This is a genomic window from Streptomyces sp. NBC_01384, from assembly GCF_045040035.1.
In the GTDB taxonomy this organism is placed as follows: Bacteria; Actinomycetota; Actinomycetes; order Streptomycetales; family Streptomycetaceae; genus Streptomyces.
This window is the reverse complement of the sequence record NZ_CP109559.1, coordinates 9,371,933-9,387,766: the sequence shown is the minus strand read 5'-3', so window position 1 is coordinate 9,387,766 and position 15,834 is coordinate 9,371,933. Positions and strand designations below refer to the sequence as shown.

At 69.3% G+C, this 15,834-nt stretch carries 16 protein-coding genes and 1 pseudogene; 6 read left to right on the top strand and 11 right to left on the bottom strand.

Annotated elements, in window-relative coordinates:
* The first annotated feature begins 36 nt into the window (after positions 1 to 36).
* A complete protein-coding gene (locus OG747_RS43075; protein WP_405884775.1) occupies positions 37 to 567 on the top strand; it encodes a hypothetical protein in 531 nt (176 codons plus the stop codon).
* On the opposite strand, the gene OG747_RS43070 is transcribed toward OG747_RS43075, so the two are convergent.
* The 6 genes from OG747_RS43070 to OG747_RS43045 all read right to left on the bottom strand — a co-directional run bounded on the left by OG747_RS43070 (position 537) and on the right by OG747_RS43045 (position 6,589).
* Positions 537 to 1,577 (bottom strand): NUDIX domain-containing protein, encoded by a 1,041-nt coding sequence (locus OG747_RS43070; RefSeq protein ID WP_405884774.1) that lies wholly within the window; start codon positions 1,575 to 1,577, stop codon positions 537 to 539. The genes OG747_RS43075 and OG747_RS43070 overlap by 31 nt on opposite strands.
* 141 nt (positions 1,578 to 1,718) lie before the next feature.
* Complete coding sequence (locus OG747_RS43065) at positions 1,719 to 1,913, bottom strand: hypothetical protein (RefSeq protein WP_405884773.1); 195 nt, start codon at positions 1,911 to 1,913, stop codon at positions 1,719 to 1,721.
* Positions 1,914 to 2,037: 124 nt separating this feature from the next.
* Entirely contained in the window at positions 2,038 to 2,967 is a 930-nt protein-coding gene (locus OG747_RS43060; RefSeq protein WP_405884772.1) for a carbohydrate ABC transporter permease, read from the bottom strand.
* Positions 2,964 to 3,878, bottom strand: a complete 915-nt coding sequence (locus OG747_RS43055) for a carbohydrate ABC transporter permease (RefSeq protein WP_405884771.1) — start codon at positions 3,876 to 3,878, stop codon at positions 2,964 to 2,966. Before OG747_RS43055 ends, OG747_RS43060 begins: the two co-directional genes overlap by 4 nt.
* A gap of 20 nt (positions 3,879 to 3,898) precedes the next feature.
* On the bottom strand, positions 3,899 to 5,179 hold the full coding sequence (locus tag OG747_RS43050) for an ABC transporter substrate-binding protein (protein WP_405884770.1): 1,281 nt from the start codon (positions 5,177 to 5,179) through the stop codon (positions 3,899 to 3,901).
* A gap of 450 nt (positions 5,180 to 5,629) precedes the next feature.
* Positions 5,630 to 6,589, bottom strand: coding sequence for an ROK family protein (locus OG747_RS43045; protein WP_405884769.1), 960 nt, complete (start codon positions 6,587 to 6,589; stop codon positions 5,630 to 5,632).
* A 180-nt stretch (positions 6,590 to 6,769) separates the two neighbouring features.
* Here OG747_RS43045 and OG747_RS43040 point away from each other — a divergent pair, with 180 nt between their 5' ends.
* A complete protein-coding gene (locus tag OG747_RS43040; RefSeq protein WP_405884768.1) occupies positions 6,770 to 7,852 on the top strand; it encodes a LacI family DNA-binding transcriptional regulator in 1,083 nt (360 codons plus the stop codon).
* 3 nt (positions 7,853 to 7,855) lie between these two features.
* A pseudogene (locus OG747_RS43035) lies at positions 7,856 to 8,272 on the top strand (hypothetical protein); the annotation flags it as partial.
* A gap of 506 nt (positions 8,273 to 8,778) precedes the next feature.
* On the opposite strand, the gene OG747_RS43030 reads toward OG747_RS43035, so the two are convergent.
* Entirely contained in the window at positions 8,779 to 10,083 is a 1,305-nt protein-coding gene (locus OG747_RS43030; protein ID WP_405884767.1) for a DUF6986 family protein, read from the bottom strand.
* Between the two features lie 212 nt (positions 10,084 to 10,295).
* On the opposite strand from OG747_RS43030, the gene OG747_RS43025 reads away from it, so the two are divergent.
* Positions 10,296 to 11,156, top strand: coding sequence for an endonuclease/exonuclease/phosphatase family protein (locus OG747_RS43025; RefSeq protein ID WP_405884766.1), 861 nt, complete (start codon positions 10,296 to 10,298; stop codon positions 11,154 to 11,156).
* A 64-nt stretch (positions 11,157 to 11,220) separates the two neighbouring features.
* Here the strand turns inward: OG747_RS43025 and OG747_RS43020 are convergent, their stop codons facing one another.
* The 4 genes from OG747_RS43020 to OG747_RS43005 form a co-directional block, all read right to left on the bottom strand.
* Positions 11,221 to 12,183, bottom strand: a complete 963-nt coding sequence (locus OG747_RS43020) for an electron transfer flavoprotein subunit alpha/FixB family protein (protein WP_405884765.1) — start codon at positions 12,181 to 12,183, stop codon at positions 11,221 to 11,223.
* A 76-nt stretch (positions 12,184 to 12,259) separates the two neighbouring features.
* Entirely contained in the window at positions 12,260 to 13,045 is a 786-nt protein-coding gene (locus OG747_RS43015) for an electron transfer flavoprotein subunit beta/FixA family protein (protein ID WP_405884764.1), read from the bottom strand.
* A gap of 219 nt (positions 13,046 to 13,264) precedes the next feature.
* On the bottom strand, positions 13,265 to 13,795 hold the full coding sequence (locus OG747_RS43010; protein ID WP_405884763.1) for a flavin reductase family protein: 531 nt from the start codon (positions 13,793 to 13,795) through the stop codon (positions 13,265 to 13,267).
* Positions 13,796 to 14,011: 216 nt separating this feature from the next.
* Entirely contained in the window at positions 14,012 to 14,425 is a 414-nt protein-coding gene (locus OG747_RS43005; protein ID WP_405884762.1) for a TlpA family protein disulfide reductase, read from the bottom strand.
* Between the two features lie 75 nt (positions 14,426 to 14,500).
* Between OG747_RS43005 and OG747_RS43000 the strand changes: the two genes are divergently transcribed.
* Positions 14,501 to 14,917 (top strand): DUF4395 domain-containing protein, encoded by a 417-nt coding sequence (locus tag OG747_RS43000; RefSeq protein ID WP_405884761.1) that lies wholly within the window; start codon positions 14,501 to 14,503, stop codon positions 14,915 to 14,917.
* A 184-nt stretch (positions 14,918 to 15,101) separates the two neighbouring features.
* Complete coding sequence (locus tag OG747_RS42995) at positions 15,102 to 15,830, top strand: lysophospholipid acyltransferase family protein (protein WP_405884760.1); 729 nt, start codon at positions 15,102 to 15,104, stop codon at positions 15,828 to 15,830.
* Positions 15,831 to 15,834: the final 4 nt, after the last annotated feature.

Sequence of the window (15,834 nt, the reverse complement as noted above, 5' to 3'; positions counted from 1 at the left end):
GGCCCTCTCCGCGCGCCGGGGCGGTAGCTCGGCCCGGTGAACAGCCCTGAAGCGACAAGCGCGTTACGTGCCGGGACGTACGGCGACGTCTCCACCGCACTCGCCCTGTACGGCGATCACGAGCTGGCGGAGCTCCTCGCCGGCGCGACACCCCTCGGCCGGGGCATCGGGGGGAGATCGGCGCTGCTGGACGTCGACGGGACGCCCGTCTTCGTGAAGCGGGTGCCGCTCACCGAGCGGGAGACGCTGCCGGAGAACCTCCGATCCACGGCGAACCTGTTCGGTCTGCCGATGTTCTGCCACTACGGCATCGGCGGGCCGGGATTCGGCGCCTGGCGCGAGGTGGCCGTGCACACCATGACGACGAACGGGGTGCCGGCCGACCGGTTCGAAGGCTTGCCGCTGATGTACCACTGGCGGATGCTGCCCGACGAGGTACAGCCGCTGCCCGAGAAACTGGCCGATGTGGAGGGAACCGTGGCCTACTGGGACGGCTTCACCATCGATGTCAGCCGAGGGGTGCCCCGGCATCGACGTCAGCCGAGCGGTATCCCTGCCTCCAGATAGAGCGCCGCCCCGCGCTCGCGCGCCCGCAGCGCCCACCGCAGCCGTTCGTAGCGCACGGGCGGCAGCAGGTCCGCCGCCTCCTGCTCGGTGACGAAGCGCCAGGCGCGCAGTTCGGGGCCGGGCAGCAGCAGTCGGCGGGCCTCGGCGGAGTCGAGGCGGCCGCCGTCGAAGAGGAGGCGCAGACCGCCGTAACCGGGGGGTGCGGGCGGCTCCCAGTCCACGACCAGCAGACCGGGTACGTCGTCGAGCCGTATGCCGGTCTCCTCCGCGACCTCACGCATGCCCGCGCGCGCGGGAGCCTCCCCGGCTTCGACGACACCGCCGGGAAACTCCCAGCCCGCCTTGTACGTGGGGTCCACGAGCAGCACCCGGTCCTGCTCGTCGAAGAGGAGCACGCCGGCGGCGACGGTCTCGGAGGTGGGTTCGGGGGTCTGCACGATGTCGCACGCGGACGCGTCACCCGTGCGCACGGCCTCGGCGATCCGCAGCGCGGCGTCGTACGGGGTGAGGGCGCTGGTGTCGACGGGGTGGGCGTCGGCGGTGAGCCAGGCGGCGAGCGCGGCGCGGTAGGGCTCGATGTGGTCGTAGGACCACTGGCGCACCCGTATCTCGCCGTCGGGCAGACCCTCGGGTATCTCCCGGCCGGCTATGCGCTCGCGCAGGATCGTTTCCGCCGGAGCGAGGAGAACATGGCGCACCTCGATCCGGCGCGAGGCGAGGCCGCCGAAGATCTCGTCGCGGTACTCCTGGCGCAGCAGGGTCATGGGAACCACGAGCACACCGCCCAGCTCCGCGAGCATGGCGGCCGCGGTGTCCACCACCAGGCGCCGCCAGATCGGCAGGTCCTGGAAGTCGCCGACCTCGGCGAGGCGTTTGGCGGGCAGCAGGTGCGCGAGTTCGCCGCCGATGACCTCGGGGTCGAAGAGCGTGCTGTTCGGGATCAGGTCGATCAGTTCCCGTGCGGTGGTGGTCTTCCCCGCACCGAACGCACCGTTGATCCAGACGATCACGTTTCCCCCTCTTCCGTTGGCCCCCTGTGGCTTGCCCGCTCCACCCTGCCACGGAAACCAGCCGCTGATGAAGGAGCCGACGACGCGGTGCCGGTGCCCCCGTCCCCTGGGCACCGGCACCGCGCTGTCGAACCTTCCCGCTCAGCCGTTCTGGCCCAGCGCGGCGTCGTCCACCGCCAGGCTGTCGCTGCCGATCGTGTGGTCGACGGTGCTGAGCGTGTCGTTGACGTTCAGGTCATGGAGGGCGTCGCCGTCGAGGGCGTGGGACGGGGTGATCGCCGCGACGACGAACCCGGTGGCGAGGGAGGCGATGGCGAGCATGCTGCGTTTCTTCATGCCCGGTTCAACTCCGAATCGGACAAGGAGTCACGGGTGGATCACGCGACTCCCGGACACGGTATCGGCGCGACTCCCGGCTACGGCATCGGCGGCGGGTGACGTGCTGCACGGCCCCGACCGATCAGCCCTTGGTGGAACCCAGCGTCAGGCCCGCGACGAAGTGCCGTTGCAGGAGGAGGAAGACCAGGATCGTGGGGAGGGCGACCAGGACCGAGCCGGCGGCCAGCAGATTGTAGTCCGTGAAGAACTGGCCGCGGAGGTTGTTGAGGGACGACGTGATGGGCAGCTTGTCGGGGTTGGAGATGAAGATCAGGGCCCAGAGGAAGTCGTTGTAGATCCAGGTGAACTCGAGGGTGCCGAGAGCCGCGAGGGCGGGGCGGCACAGCGGGAGGGTGATGCGCCAGAACTGGGTCCACACGCCCGCGCCGTCGACGATGGCGGCCTCCAGGATCTCCTGCGGCAGCGTCCGCATGAAATTGGCCAGCACGAAGACGCAGAAGCCCAGCTGGAAGCCGATGTTGACGATGATGACGGCCCAGTAGGAGTCGTACATCGTGAGCGAGTCGGACATCCACCAGGGCAGCGGGATCTTGTTGAACAGGACGTACAACGGGGTGACGATGACCTGCTGGGGCAGCAGGTTGCCCGCGGTGAAGAACATCAGCAGGACGAGGCCGCCGCGCAGCTTCAGCCGGGACACGGCGAAGGCGACGAAGGAGGCGAGGAAGAGGGTGACGAGTACGGCGGGCACGGCGATGAGCAGGGTGTTGGTGAAGTACTTGCCCATGCCGGATTCGCTGTAGGCGCGGCGGTAGTACTCGAAGGACAGATGCTTCGGTAAGGAGAAGTAGCCGTTCTGCGCCGTCTCCTCGTACGGGCGCAGCGAGGCGTAGACGGCGAGCAGGAGCGGTGCGAGGAAGGCGAGCGAGACGCCCATCAGGAAGATGTGGACGCCGAAGCGGCCGGGGCGCGGCCGACGGCGGGGAGCGGGCGTCTCTTCCGGAGCGGGAGCCGGGCGCACGGGGGCGCCGGTGCGGATGTCGGCGGTCATCGCTCGCGCGCACCTCGCAGCTCTTGGACCAGGAACGTCACGATGAACCCCAGGGAGACGGTGAGCAGGACGACCGCGATGGCGGAGCCGAATCCGATCCGGCTGGCTTCCCCGATGATGTTGTCGGTGATCAGGACGGAGAGCAGCTCCAGCCCGTTGCGGCCCTTGTTGACCGCGTAGACGATGTCGAACGCGCGCAGCGCCTCGATGACGGTGATGACGCCGACGATGACGTTGACGGGGCGCAGGGTGGGGAAGACGACACGGAAGAAGGTCTGGCGGGCGTTCGCGCCGTCGATCGCGGCGGCTTCCTTCAGCTGCGGGTCGACGGACTTGAGTCCGGCGAGGTAGAGGATCATGACGTAGCCCGTGTGCCGCCAGCTCGCCGCGATCATCATCATCCAGATGTTGAGGTGCGCGTCGCCGAGCCAGTCGACAGGGTTGTCGTGGTTGTTGAGGATCGTGTTGACCACGCCCTGGTCGGTGCCGAGGATCAGCTGGGCGATGAAGCCGACGATGGCGAGCGAGAGCACGACCGGCATGTAGATCACGGACTGGTAGAAGCGGCTGAAGCGCACTCCGCGGTCGATGAGCACCGCGAGGAACAGTCCGAACGGGGTGGCGATCAGGCCGAGGAAGAGCAGCCACATGACGTTGTGGCGGACGGCGGGCCAGAACGCCGGGTAGTTCTCGAAGAGGTTCTTGTAGTTGTCGTCGCCGACCCAGCGGACGTCACCGACGCCGTCCCAGGACGTGAAGGAGAGTCCGATGGAGGCGAGCGTCGGGCCCCAGACGATGACGATGTCGAGCAGGACGGGTATGCCGAGGAGCACGCCGAGGACGACGGCGTCACGGCGGGTGAACCGCCGCAGCCGCCGTCGTCCGGCGCGCCGTGGGATGTTGAGCGCCACGGAACGTCTTCCCCCAGTGATCAGCCGACGGGCGACGAGAAGAGGGTCTTCTTCTGTCGTTCGATGCTGTTGCAGAGACCGTCGACGTCCTTCGGACTGCCGATGAAGTCCTGGATCGCCTTGATCATCACGGTCGAGGCGAAGTCCGGACGGGTGTCGCGGTCCATGAACTGCGAGATCTGCTTGGCACCCGAGACGAGCTGGGCCGATTTCTTCTGCAGGGCGCTGTACTTGGAGGTGTCGGCGCCGTCGTTGACCGCCACGTTGTTGGGGTCGAGGGCGAGATAGGTGTCCTCGGCGGCGGGTGTGCCCAGCCATGTCAGCAGGGCCTTGGCGCCGTCGAGGTTCTTCGACTTCCTGGCGACGAGGAATCCGTCGATGGGCGCTTCCACGGCGTCCTGCGCGTACTGCGGGTCGATCTCGGGGAAGGCGAAGAAGTCGATGTCGTCGCGTTCGTTCTCCGGGAACTGGGTGCCCGGGTGCGGCATTCCGAAGACGGCCATGCCCGTCTTGCGCTGTTGCAGGCTCTGCCCGGCCTCCTCCCAGGTCCGGCCGAGGGCGCCCTTCTGGTAGTACGGCATGACTTCGCGCCAGGTGTCGAAGACCTTCTTGACCTTGGTGTCGGTCCACGACTCCGTGCCGGCCATCAGGGACTTGTGGAAGTCGTATCCGTTCAAGCGCATGTTGATGTAGTCGAAGGTGCCCATCGCGGGCCAGCCGTCCTTGTCGCAGAAGGCGACGGGCGTGCCGTCCTTGGACATCTGCTTGGCGAGCGCGATGAACTCGTCCCAGGTCTTGGGCTGTTGGTACCCCTTGGACTGGAAGAGGCTCTTCCGGTGGAACACGGCCCAGGGGTAGTAGTAGTACGGCACGAAGTACTGCTTGCCGGAGTGGGTGGACTGCTCCTTCAGAGCGTCCGAGAAGCCGGTGAAGCCGCTCCACACCTCACTGATCTCGTGCAGGAGCCCCTTCTCCGCGAAGTACTGCATGCGATATCCCGCGAACCACATGAAGACGTCGTCGGGTGTGCCCTGGAGATAGCGGTTGATGTTCTCCTGGAAGTCGTTGTGGTCCTTGGTGTTGACCTTGACCTTCTTGCCCGACTTCTTCTCGTACGCCGAGAAGGCCGCCGCGTACGCCTTCTTGGGGACCGGGTCCGAGGCGTTGGACCCCACGGTGACTTCGTTCTTGTTTCCGCCGGGTCCCTTACCGCAGGCGGACAGCAGGGCGGGGAGCGTGAGCGCACCGGTCCCGACGGCCGCACCATGCAAGAGATTTCGCCGGGATACACGCTGGGACATCCGATGACCTGCCGCACCTTCGGGCACGACGATCCCCTTCAACGATGACTGTGCCATGTCCCCCTCCTCGGGGTGCCACCCAACACAACCGAACGCGAGGCTTGGATCTCACTCCCATGTCGGAGACCCGTCAAGGGTTCTGACGGGATATCGAACAACCGTTACCACTTCTCCTCCAACAGAGTTGGACAGGTCCTACCGCAAACGCGCACCCTTGTCGCGGACATGCAGTCATCCCATCTTTCGCGAGTTCAGAGGAACGTAACGATGCGTCACCTTCGCACCCGCACAACCCGCCGAAGAATGGTCGGAGCGCTCGCCGCAGGACTGTTGTGTACGGTCGGCCTCGCCGCCCCACCCGGCCCGTACGCTCAGGCCATCGACCCGCGGCTGCGCCTACCGCGCCTACAAACCCCGGCCCGATGGGCCGACCGCCGGCTCGGGCGGCGCTCAGCCCCCGACCCGGGCCGCTGTCGCGCCCGGCTTCCTGCTGAGGGCGGCCGCCGCCGCGCCGACCAGGCCGGCATCCGTGCCCATGAGCGCGGGTGCCACGGTCAGCCGCTGTACGAAGGAGAGGGTGGCGTAGTCGGCCAGCGCCTTGCGCAGTGGCTCGAAAAGCACGTCCCCGGCCTTGCCCACGCCCCCGCCGATGACGGCGATGTCGATCTCGACGAGAGTCGCGGTCGCCGCGATGCCCGCCGCCAGCGCCTTCGCCGCGCGTTCGAACGAGGCCACGGCCACCGGGTCGCCCTCACGGGCGGCGGCGGCCACCGCGGCCGCCGAGGTGTCACCGTCGGGGCCCGGCCGCCAGCCGCCCTCCAGCGCCCGCCGCGCGATGTTCGGACCGCTCGCGATACGCTCGACGCAGCCACGCGAACCGCAGGGGCAGGAGTCGCCGTCCAGGTCCACGCTGATGTGTCCGATGTGGCCCGCGTTGCCCGTGGGGCCAGGGTGGAGCTGCCCGTTCAGGACCAGCCCGCCACCGACACCCGTCGAGACCACCATGCACAGCGCGTTGTCGTGGCCGCGGGCAGCGCCCTGCCAGTGCTCGGCGGCCGTGATGGCCACCCCGTCGCCGATCAGTTCGACGGGCAGGTCCCCGGTCACGGCACGGACCCGCTCGACGAGGGGGTAGTCGCGCCAGCCCGGTACGTTCACCGGGCTCACCGTGCCCGCGGAGGCGTCCACCGGACCCGCGCTGCCGATCCCGACGGCCCCCGCACGGCCCCACAGCGGCGACCCGGTCAGCTCGCCGAGCACCTCCTCGACGGCCCCCATCACGGTGTCACCGTCCTCCTGCGCGGGCGTCGCGTGCTGCGCGCGCAGCACGATGCGGCCGTTGCCGTCCACCAGTGCTCCGGCGATCTTGGTGCCGCCGATGTCGAGCGCGGCCACGAGGTCGGTGTGCATCAGTGTCAGTTCTCCCGGTGAACCTGGCGAAAAGGGCAGACCGGTCTCGCGGTGGGGACGCAGGCCGGAGAATGCGGTGGACAGTGTCTCCCGCATCTGACAACGTTGTCCAGGCTCTATGCTCGACGCCACATCCTCATACAACCCCGTGGACCGACGCATCCCCGTGGACAACAGGACATGCAGACGACGGGAACCGTGGACGACAGGACAGGACAGCGCATCGTGGCAGAGACCGCCCGCCGACCCGAGAACCGCTACGGCAACCGTCCGACCATGAAGGACGTGGCCGCACGAGCCGGGGTAGGTCTCAAGACGGTCTCGCGGGTCGTCAACAGTGAGCCCGGAGTCACCCCGGACACCGAGCGCCGCGTCCAGGAGGCCATCGAAGCGCTGGGCTTCCGCCGCAACGACAGCGCCCGGGTGCTGCGCAAGGGCCGCACCGCGAGCATCGGCCTCGTCCTGGAGGACCTCGCCGACCCCTTCTACGGCCCGCTCAGCCGCGCCGTCGAAGAGGTGGCCCGCGCCCACGGTGCCCTGCTCATCAACGGCTCCAGCGCCGAGGACCCGGACCGCGAGCAGGAGCTGGTCCTCGCCCTGTGCGCGCGCCGGGTGGACGGGCTGGTCATCATCCCGGCCGGTGACGACCATCGCTACCTCGAACCCGAGATCAAGGCGGGCGTCGCCACGGTGTTCGTGGACCGCCCGGCGGGACAGATCGACGCCGACGTCGTCCTGTCCGACAGCTTCGGCGGGGCCCGCGACGGCGTCGCCCACCTGATCGCCCACGGCCACCGCCGGATCGGCTTCATCGGCGACATGCCCCGCATCCACACCGCCGCCGAACGCCTGCGCGGCTACCGGGCGGCCATGGAGGACGTGGGCATACCGGTCGAGGACGCCTGGATGTCCCTGGGCGTCACCGACCCGCAGCGGGTGCGCAAGGCGGCCGAGGACATGCTCTCCGGCCCCTCCCCCGTCACCGCGATCTTCGCCGGCAACAACCGCGTCACCGTCACGGTCGTCCGCGTCATCGCCGAGCGTGGCCGTCCCGTCGCCCTCGTCGGCTTCGACGACATCGAGCTCGCCGACCTCCTGCAGCCCGGCGTCACCGTCGTCGCCCAGGACGCCGCCGCCCTCGGCCGCACCGCCGCCGAGCGCCTCTTCCGCCAGCTGGACGGCACCCTCATCACCCCGGAGCGCATCGAACTCCCCACCCGCCTGATCACCCGCGGCTCGGGGGAACTGCCGCCCGCGGACTGAGCCGTGGCCGACCACCCGAACCCGCGCAACCTCGAAGCCCTCGGCCTCGCCGAGGCACCCCGCGAGCATCCGCTGAGCTACCCGGGCGCCCGGCCCGAGGAGTCCGTACTGCTCGACGGGGACCGGCTGTTGCCGCTCACACGTGGGGTGTACGAGGACCGCGTCCCGGTCCTCGCGGTCGGCTCCAACGCCTGCCCGGCCCAACTCCGGCACAAGATGGCGCGGTCCGGGGTGTCCGGCACGATCCCGATGGTGAAGGCGCGGGTCTTCGGCCTCGGCGGCGGCGTCTCGGCCCATGTGAGTCCGATGGGGTACGTGTCCGCGTCGCCGTTCCACGCACCGGGCGCCGTCGGCGCGTTGTTCCTTACGTGGCTGGACACGGCGCAGCTCGCGGTGGTGGACGCGAGTGAGTGCGTTCCGGTGGCTGAGGAGGCGTAGCTCGATCGTGTGATGGTCGGCTTCCGGGCTTGCGGTGCCCTGGGCCGTCCGGGTTGGCGTGGCTGTGCGATCTGGGACGCCGGGTGCGGTGCCGGCGTGCGGGGCCCCTGCTCCACCAGAGTGATGGGTCAGGGCCTCCCCGTCGCCTCTGGCCGTATCCACATGGCCGGGTCGCGTAGGGAACTGGCCTCCCGGGATCGGACCACGCACAGGATGCGTGTCGCCGCCCCGGGGTCGAGTACGCCGGGGACCTGGGGGTACCTCCCACGCCCTTAAGGCAGTGGGGGAGCGCCCAAGACCGTTCGGGGCGTGCGGCTGATCAGGCTCACACCTGCTCAGTCCATAGGAACGGTTGACCACTGCCCCCGGTCTGGAGAGGTACGCGAAGGCGGGGCACTCCGTCGTCGGAGTGCGGGCCGCAAGTGGCTGGTCGCGCCCACGCGGCGGAGCCGCACAGTGTCACGGCCCCGCGCCTCTTTCGGGGCGCTCTACATCGCGGAGATGGTCAGGTCCCCGCGCCTCGGCGCCGCGAAACCCTCCAGGTCCGCCCGCGTCAGACCCGTCGCCCTCGCCACCTCCGCGATGTCCAGGGCGCCGCAGTCCAGGCCCCGTAGCAGGTAGCCGCTGAGGGCCTTGGCGGTGGCGGGCTCGTCCATGACGTCGCCGGTGGCATGGTTGGCGTAGCGGGCGAGGCGGGTCGCGGCCTGTTCGAAGCCCTCGCGGTAGAAGGCGAAGACGGCGGCGTAACGGGTCGGGATGTGGCCGGGGTGCATGTCCCAGCCCTGGTAGTAGGCGCGGGCCAGGGCGCGGCGGGTGAGGCCGTAGTGGAGGCGCCAGGCGTCGTGCACCTTCTCGGTGGGGCCGACCGGCAGGACGTTGGTGGAGCCGTCCGAGACGCGTACGCCGGTGCCCGCGGCCGCGACCTGCATGATCGCCTTGGCGTGGTCGGCGGCCGGGTGGTCGCCGGCCTGGTAGGCGGCGCTGACGCCGAGGCAGGCGCTGTAGTCGAAGGTGCCGTAGTGCAGACCCGTGGCGCGGCCCTCGGCGGCCTGGATCATCCGGGCGACGGTCGCGGTGCCGTCGGTCGCGAGGATCGACTGGCTGGTCTCGATCTGGATCTCGAAGCCGATCCGGCCGGGCTCCAGTCCGCGCGCCTTCTCGAACTCCGCCAGGAGCCGGACCATCGCCGTGACCTGCTCGGCGTACGTCACCTTCGGCAGCGTCAGCACGAGCCCGTCAGGCAGGCCTCCCGCCTCCGTCAGACCGGTGAGGAAGATGTCGAGCGTACGGATGCCACGGTCGCGTACCGGGGCTTCCATGCACTTCATGCGGATGCCCATGTACGGGGCGGCCGTGCCGTTCTCGTACGCCTCCGCGATCAGCCGGGCCGCGCGCGCCGCCGCCTCGTCCTCCTCGGCGTCCGGGCGCGGGCCGTAGCCGTCCTCGAAGTCGACGCGCAGGTCCTCGATGGGTTCGCGCTCCAGCTTGGCCCGTACACGGTCGTACACGGGCTGGGCGAGGTCGTCGCCGAGGCCGAGGACGGCCGCGAAGGACCCGGCGTCGGGGGCGTGCTCGTCGAGGGCCGCGAGGGCCCGGTCGCCCCAGGAGCGGATGGTGTCGGCGGTGAACACGTCACCGGGGACGTACACGGTGTGGACGGGCTGCCGGGTGCCGGGGTCACCGGGGTAGCGGCGCTCCAGTTCGGCGTCGACCGGGGCGAGGGAGGCACTGATCTCCTCGCTGACGGCGCCCGCGAGGCTCGTCGCCACCTTCTCCTGCTGGCCCTGACCCATCCGACAGCCTCCAGTTTTCCGCTCCACGGAATCAACAATCCGTAGAGCGAAGTTATCCGTGGTGCTTCCCGCTGGTCAACACCTACCCACGGCGTGGTCCGTCGGGTGCACTCCTGCCCCACGCCTTCTTTCGCGTCGCGGTGCACACCCCTCATGCTGGCCATGAGGGGAGGGGATCACACATGTCGAACACCCGAAGAGTGACACGACGCATGGTTCTGCGGACCGTGGTGGCCGCCGCGCTCGCCGTACCCCTGCTCACCACGGCGTCCGCCTCCGCCAGCCGGCGCGGTGGCCGCCGGCTGGCGGTCATGACGTTCAACCTGCGCTTCGCGAGCACCGCCGAGCCCAACAGCTGGGCCGTGCGCCGCCCGGTGATGCGCGAGCTGCTACGCCGGGAGTCGCCCCACGTCATCGGCACCCAGGAGGGTCTCTACCAACAGTTGCGCGACATCGGGTCCGACCTCGGACCGCATTACGACCGGATCGGCACCGGCCACAAGGGCGGCAGCCATGGCGAGTCGGTGGCGATCTTCTACGACACCCGCCGCCTCGCCCCGGTCGAGTACGACCACTTCTGGCTCTCCGACACCCCCGAGCTGATCGGTTCGAACACCTGGGGTGCCGCCTTCCCCCGCCTCGTCACCTGGGTCCGCTTCCGCGATCTGCGCGACGGGCGGGAGTTCTACGCCCTCAACACCCATCTGGACAACGCGAGTCAGTACGCACGCGCGCGTGCCGCGCGTTTGATTTCCGAACGCATCGCGCGTCTCGACGGCGCCCTGCCGCTCGTCGTGACCGGCGACTTCAACGCAGCCGCCCACAAGAACCCGGTGTACGACACCATGCTGGGCGCCGGGCTCGTCGACACCTGGGACACGGCGGCCGAGCGCAGCACGCTCTATGGAACCTTCCACGGCTACAAGCCGTTGGCGCCGAACGGCGACCGTATCGACTGGATCCTGGTCACACCCGGGGCGACCGTGCACCGGGCGGCCGTCAACACCTTCTCGGTGGACGGCCAGTTTCCCAGTGACCATCTGCCCGTACAGGCCTCGCTGAGCCTGACATGAGAGCGAGGCCCCCGCGACCGCTACGGCGGTGACGGGAGCCTCGTACAGCCGGAGCCGGACTCGATCAGCCCTTGCGGGTGTTGATCTCCTCGGTGAGCTGCGGGACGACCTCGAAGAGGTCGCCGACCACGCCGTAGTCGACCAGGTCGAAGATCGGGGCCTCGGCGTCCTTGTTGATCGCCACGATCGTCTTCGACGTCTGCATACCGGCGCGGTGCTGGATCGCGCCGGAGATGCCGGAGGCGATGTACAGCTGCGGCGAGACGGACTTGCCGGTCTGGCCGACCTGGTTGGTGTGCGGGTACCAGCCGGCGTCCACCGCGGCGCGCGAGGCGCCGACGGCCGCGCCGAGGGAGTCGGCGAGCGCCTCGATGATCGAGAAGTTCTCGGCGCCGTTGACACCACGGCCGCCGGAGACCACGATCGCGGCCTCGGTCAGCTCGGGACGGCCGGTCGACTCGCGCGGGGTGCGCGCGGTGACCTTGGTGCCGGTGGCCTTCTCGGAGAAGGAGACCGCGAGGGCCTCGACCGCGCCGGCGGCCGGGGCGGCCTCCACGGCGGCCGAGTTCGGCTTGACCGTGATGACCGGGGTGCCCTTGGAGACACGGGACTTGGTGGTGAAGGAGGCGGCGAACGCGGACTGCGTGGCCACCGGGCCCTCGTCGCCGGCTTCGAGGTCGATCGCGTCGGTGATGATGCCGGAGCCGATGCGGACCGCGAGGCGGGCCGCGATCTCCTTGCCCTCGGCGGAGGACGGGACGAGCACGGCGGCCGGGGAGACGGCCTCGTACGCGGCCTGCAGCGCGTCCACCTTCGGGACGACCAGGTAGTCGGCGTACTCGGCGGCGTCGTGCGTGAGGACCTTGACCGCGCCGTGCTCGGCGAGCGCGGGGGCGGTGGCCTCGGCGCCGGAGCCGAGGGCGACGGCGACGGGCTCACCGATGCGGCGGGCCAGCGTCAGCAGCTCCAGGGTGGGCTTGCGGACGGCGCCGTCCACGTGGTCGACGTAGACGAGAACTTCAGCCATGGGACTTCTTCTCTCCTGCTTACGAAAGATGAGGGGCGGTCAGCGAGTCGGGGGTTCAGCGAGCCTCGAACGGGCCCTAGATGAACTTCTGGCTCGCGAGGAACTCGGCGAGCTGCTTGCCGCCCTCGCCCTCGTCCTTGACGATCGTGCCGGCGGTGCGCGCCGGGCGCTCCGCCGCGGAGTCGACCTTGGTCCATGCACCCTCGAGACCGACCTCGTCCGCCTCGATCTCCAGGTCCTCCAGGTCCCAGGACTCCACCGGCTTCTTCTTGGCGGCCATGATGCCCTTGAAGGACGGGTAGCGCGCCTCACCCGACTGGTCGGTCACCGACACGACCGCCGGGAGGGAGGCCTCCAGCTGCTCGGAGGCGCTGTCGCCGTCACGGCGGCCCTTGACCACGCCGTCCTCGACGGAGACCTCGGAGAGCAGGGTGACCTGCGGGACGCCCAGGCGCTCCGCCAGCAGGGCGGGGACGATACCGGCGGTGCCGTCGGTCGAGGCCATGCCGGAGATGACCAGGTCGAAGCCGGCCTTCTCGATCGCCTTCGCGAGCACCAGCGACGTACCGATCGCGTCGGTGCCGTGCAGGTCGTCGTCCTCGACGTGGATGGCCTTGTCCGCGCCCATGGAAAGCGCCTTGCGCAGCGCGTCCTTGGCGTCCTCGGGGCCGACGGTCAGCACGGTGATCTCGGCGTCGTCGGCTTCGTCGGCGATCTGCAGCGCCTGCTCCACCGCGTATTCGTCGAGCTCCGAGAGCAGACCGTCCACGTCGTCACGGTCCACGGTCAGGTCATCGGCGAAGTGCCGGTCGCCAGTGGCGTCGGGCACGTACTTCACAGTGACAACGATCCTCAAGCTCACGCCGGCTCTCCTACTGCATCGTCATTTCTGGGCTGCCTTCTTTCAGGCAGCATAGGCGCCTGAAGCGGCCGATCCCGGTCGGGGCGGCCCGCGCTCCGAACGAAATATTACTCGCCAGTACACCCAGTTCATGCCCACTAAGCAAGCGCTTTGAACTGTGACCTTGGCAACGCTGCGTAACCGGCGAGTAGGACCCGCCGGTAGGACCGGCGAGTAACTTCAGTCGCGCAGGCCGTTGAAACGCCCCTGGTGGTACAGCAGCGGGCGGCCCCCGCCCGACGGGTCACCGAGGACGACCTCGGCCAGCACGATGCGGTGGTCCCCCGCGGGCACCCGCGCGACGACCCGGCACACCAGCCAGGCCAGCACGTCTTCGAGGACGGGAACACTTTCCGGGCCCTTACGCCAACGGGTGGGCGCGCCGAAGCGGTCGGCGCCGCTGCGGGCGAAGGTGGCGGCAAGCTCCTGCTGGTGCTCGCCGAGTATGTGGATGCCGACGTGGTCGGACTCGGAGATCGCGGGCCAGCTGGAGGCGCCGACGCCGATGCCGAAGGAGACGATCGGCGGCTCGGCGGAGACCGAGCTGAGCGAGGTGGCGGTGAAGCCGACCGGGCCCCCGCCACCCTGGGCCGTGATCACGGCGACACCGGCCGCGTGCTGCCGGAAGGCGGAGCGCAGGAGGTCGGGAGAGGCGAGTTGCACATGGGGAGAGGCGAGCCGAAAAGCGTCCAGGTCGGGCGTGGCCGTCATGGAGTTGTCCTTCTGCGAGTCGTGACGAGCGGGGTCCGTGGCTGCTCAACAGCCGGGACAGCGCGCACTCCCGGTGCGGGCCGGGGCCGCAGTCCGCATGCGTTCGCGCTCGAAGAGAAGGAGTTCCGGGGGCATACGGTCAGGTTGACGATAGGTGGTGCGTGCAGTCAAGTACGTCCCGGCATCTGCGAGATGCCTCACCATGATCGCCACGGGTCAGACAGCCTCCCCCAGCGCGGCGATCACATCCACCTTGCGCGGCTGTCCCGTCGCCCGTCGCACGATCCGTCCGTCCGCGTCCAGCACCAGTACGGTCGGAGTCTTGAGGATGTCGAGTCGGCGCACGAGGTCGAGGTGGTCCTCGGCGTCGATCTCCACATGGGACACGCCGGGAACCATGTCGGCCACCTCGCCGAGTATCCGCCGGGTGGCCCGGCAGGGTGCGCAGAAGGCGCTGGAGAACTGGACGAGCGTGGCCCGCTCGCCGAGCCCCTCCCCCAACTCCGCCGCGCCGAGCAGTTTTCCGCCGTCGCGCCCGCGCACTCTCACCCTCCCGCTCCGCCGCCGATGCAGCACTCCGTAGGCGCTCGCCACCGCGAGCACCACCACGCACACCACAACTCCGGTCATCTCCTGCACAAGCATTCATGAGACCGCAAAGATTCCCGGGTCCATGAATCGCCCCTCATACGGAATGCTTGATTCATGGACATCGATGTGAGGGGGCCGCGGTTCGGTGCGGCTCTGACGACCGTCGTACTGGCGGCCGCTCTGATCACGGGCAGCACCTGGCTACTGGCCTGGCAGGTACTGGCGTTCGCGCTGGGCACGGCGGGCGGCGTGGCGCGTGCTCCCTACGGCTGGCTGTTCCGGAAGGTCGTACGCCCCCGTCTCGGGCCGCCTACGGAGTTCGAGGCGCCCGAACCCCCGCAGTTCGCGCAGGCGGTCGGGCTCGTGTTCGCCGTGGTGGGACTCATCGGCTTCACGGCGGGGCCCCAGTGGCTGGGGCTCGCGGCGACCGGCTGCGCGCTGGCGGCCGCGTTCCTCAACGCGGCGTTCGGGTACTGCCTGGGGTGCGAGTTGTACCTGCTCGTACGCCGGGTGACGGTACGCGCGCAGTGACGCTGGGTGAGAAGTACGAGGTCGATCAGGGGACACGTGACAAGGATCTCGCCGCATCGCGGCACCAGGACTGGCCACCCGTCCGTTCTTGGGGCACGATCTGCGCAATGCCGTAAACCTACGGCTGCGTAACTTTCCCGCCGGGAGACCCCTTCCCGAGCAGAGAGAAGGGTCCACCCCGTCCATGGCAGAGCTTGTCTACCGTCCCGTCGTCGGTCTCGCCCAAACGTTGTTCAAGGCCTGGGACCTCAAGATCGACTGCAAGGGAACGGAGAACATTCCGCGCTCGGGCGGCGCCGTGCTGGTCAGCAATCACATCAGCTATCTGGACTTCATCTTCGACGGTCTGGTCACCCTGCCGCAGAAGCGCCTGGTGCGTTTCATGGCGAAGGAGTCGGTCTTCCGGCACAGGATCTCCGGTCCGCTGATGCGGGGCATGAAGCACATCCCGGTGGACCGCAAGCAGGGCGAGACGGCGTATCAACACGCGCTGGAGGCCCTGCGTTCCGGTGAGATCGTCGGCGTCTTCCCCGAGGCGACCATCTCGCAGTCCTTCACCTTGAAGAGCTTCAAGTCGGGCGCCGCGCGCATGGCCCAGGAGGCCGGCGTCCCGCTGATCCCGATGGCCCTGTGGGGCACCCAGCGGCTGTGGACCAAGGGCCACCCGCGCAACTTCAAGCGCAGCCACACCCCGATCACCATCCGGGTCGGCGAGCCGGTGGAGGCGCCACAGGACCAGTACGCGGGCGCCATCACCCGGCGGCTGCGCGAGCGCGTCCAGGAGCTCCTGGAGGCCGCGCAGCGCGCCTATCCCGTACGGCCCAAGGGTCCGGACGACACATGGTGGATGCCGGCGCACCTCGGCGGCACGGCGCCGACCCCCGAAGAGGTGAAGGCGGCCGAGGCGAGCTGAATCC

Coding starts and splice junctions, on each gene's coding strand:
- OG747_RS43065 (WP_405884773.1), bottom strand. CDS start 1,913: ATGAAGAAACGCAGCATGCTCGCCATCGCCTCCCTCGCCACCGGGTTC.
- OG747_RS43060 (WP_405884772.1), bottom strand. CDS start 2,967: ATGACCGCCGACATCCGCACCGGCGCCCCCGTGCGCCCGGCTCCCGCT.
- OG747_RS43050 (WP_405884770.1), bottom strand. CDS start 5,179: ATGTCCCAGCGTGTATCCCGGCGAAATCTCTTGCATGGTGCGGCCGTC.
- OG747_RS43045 (WP_405884769.1), bottom strand. CDS start 6,589: ATGCACACCGACCTCGTGGCCGCGCTCGACATCGGCGGCACCAAGATC.
- OG747_RS43040 (WP_405884768.1), top strand. CDS start 6,770: ATGCAGACGACGGGAACCGTGGACGACAGGACAGGACAGCGCATCGTG.
- OG747_RS43030 (WP_405884767.1), bottom strand. CDS start 10,083: ATGGGTCAGGGCCAGCAGGAGAAGGTGGCGACGAGCCTCGCGGGCGCC.
- OG747_RS43025 (WP_405884766.1), top strand. CDS start 10,296: ATGGTTCTGCGGACCGTGGTGGCCGCCGCGCTCGCCGTACCCCTGCTC.
- OG747_RS43020 (WP_405884765.1), bottom strand. CDS start 12,183: ATGGCTGAAGTTCTCGTCTACGTCGACCACGTGGACGGCGCCGTCCGC.
- OG747_RS43010 (WP_405884763.1), bottom strand. CDS start 13,795: ATGACGGCCACGCCCGACCTGGACGCTTTTCGGCTCGCCTCTCCCCAT.
- OG747_RS43005 (WP_405884762.1), bottom strand. CDS start 14,425: ATGACCGGAGTTGTGGTGTGCGTGGTGGTGCTCGCGGTGGCGAGCGCC.
- OG747_RS43000 (WP_405884761.1), top strand. CDS start 14,501: ATGGACATCGATGTGAGGGGGCCGCGGTTCGGTGCGGCTCTGACGACC.
- OG747_RS42995 (WP_405884760.1), top strand. CDS start 15,102: ATGGCAGAGCTTGTCTACCGTCCCGTCGTCGGTCTCGCCCAAACGTTG.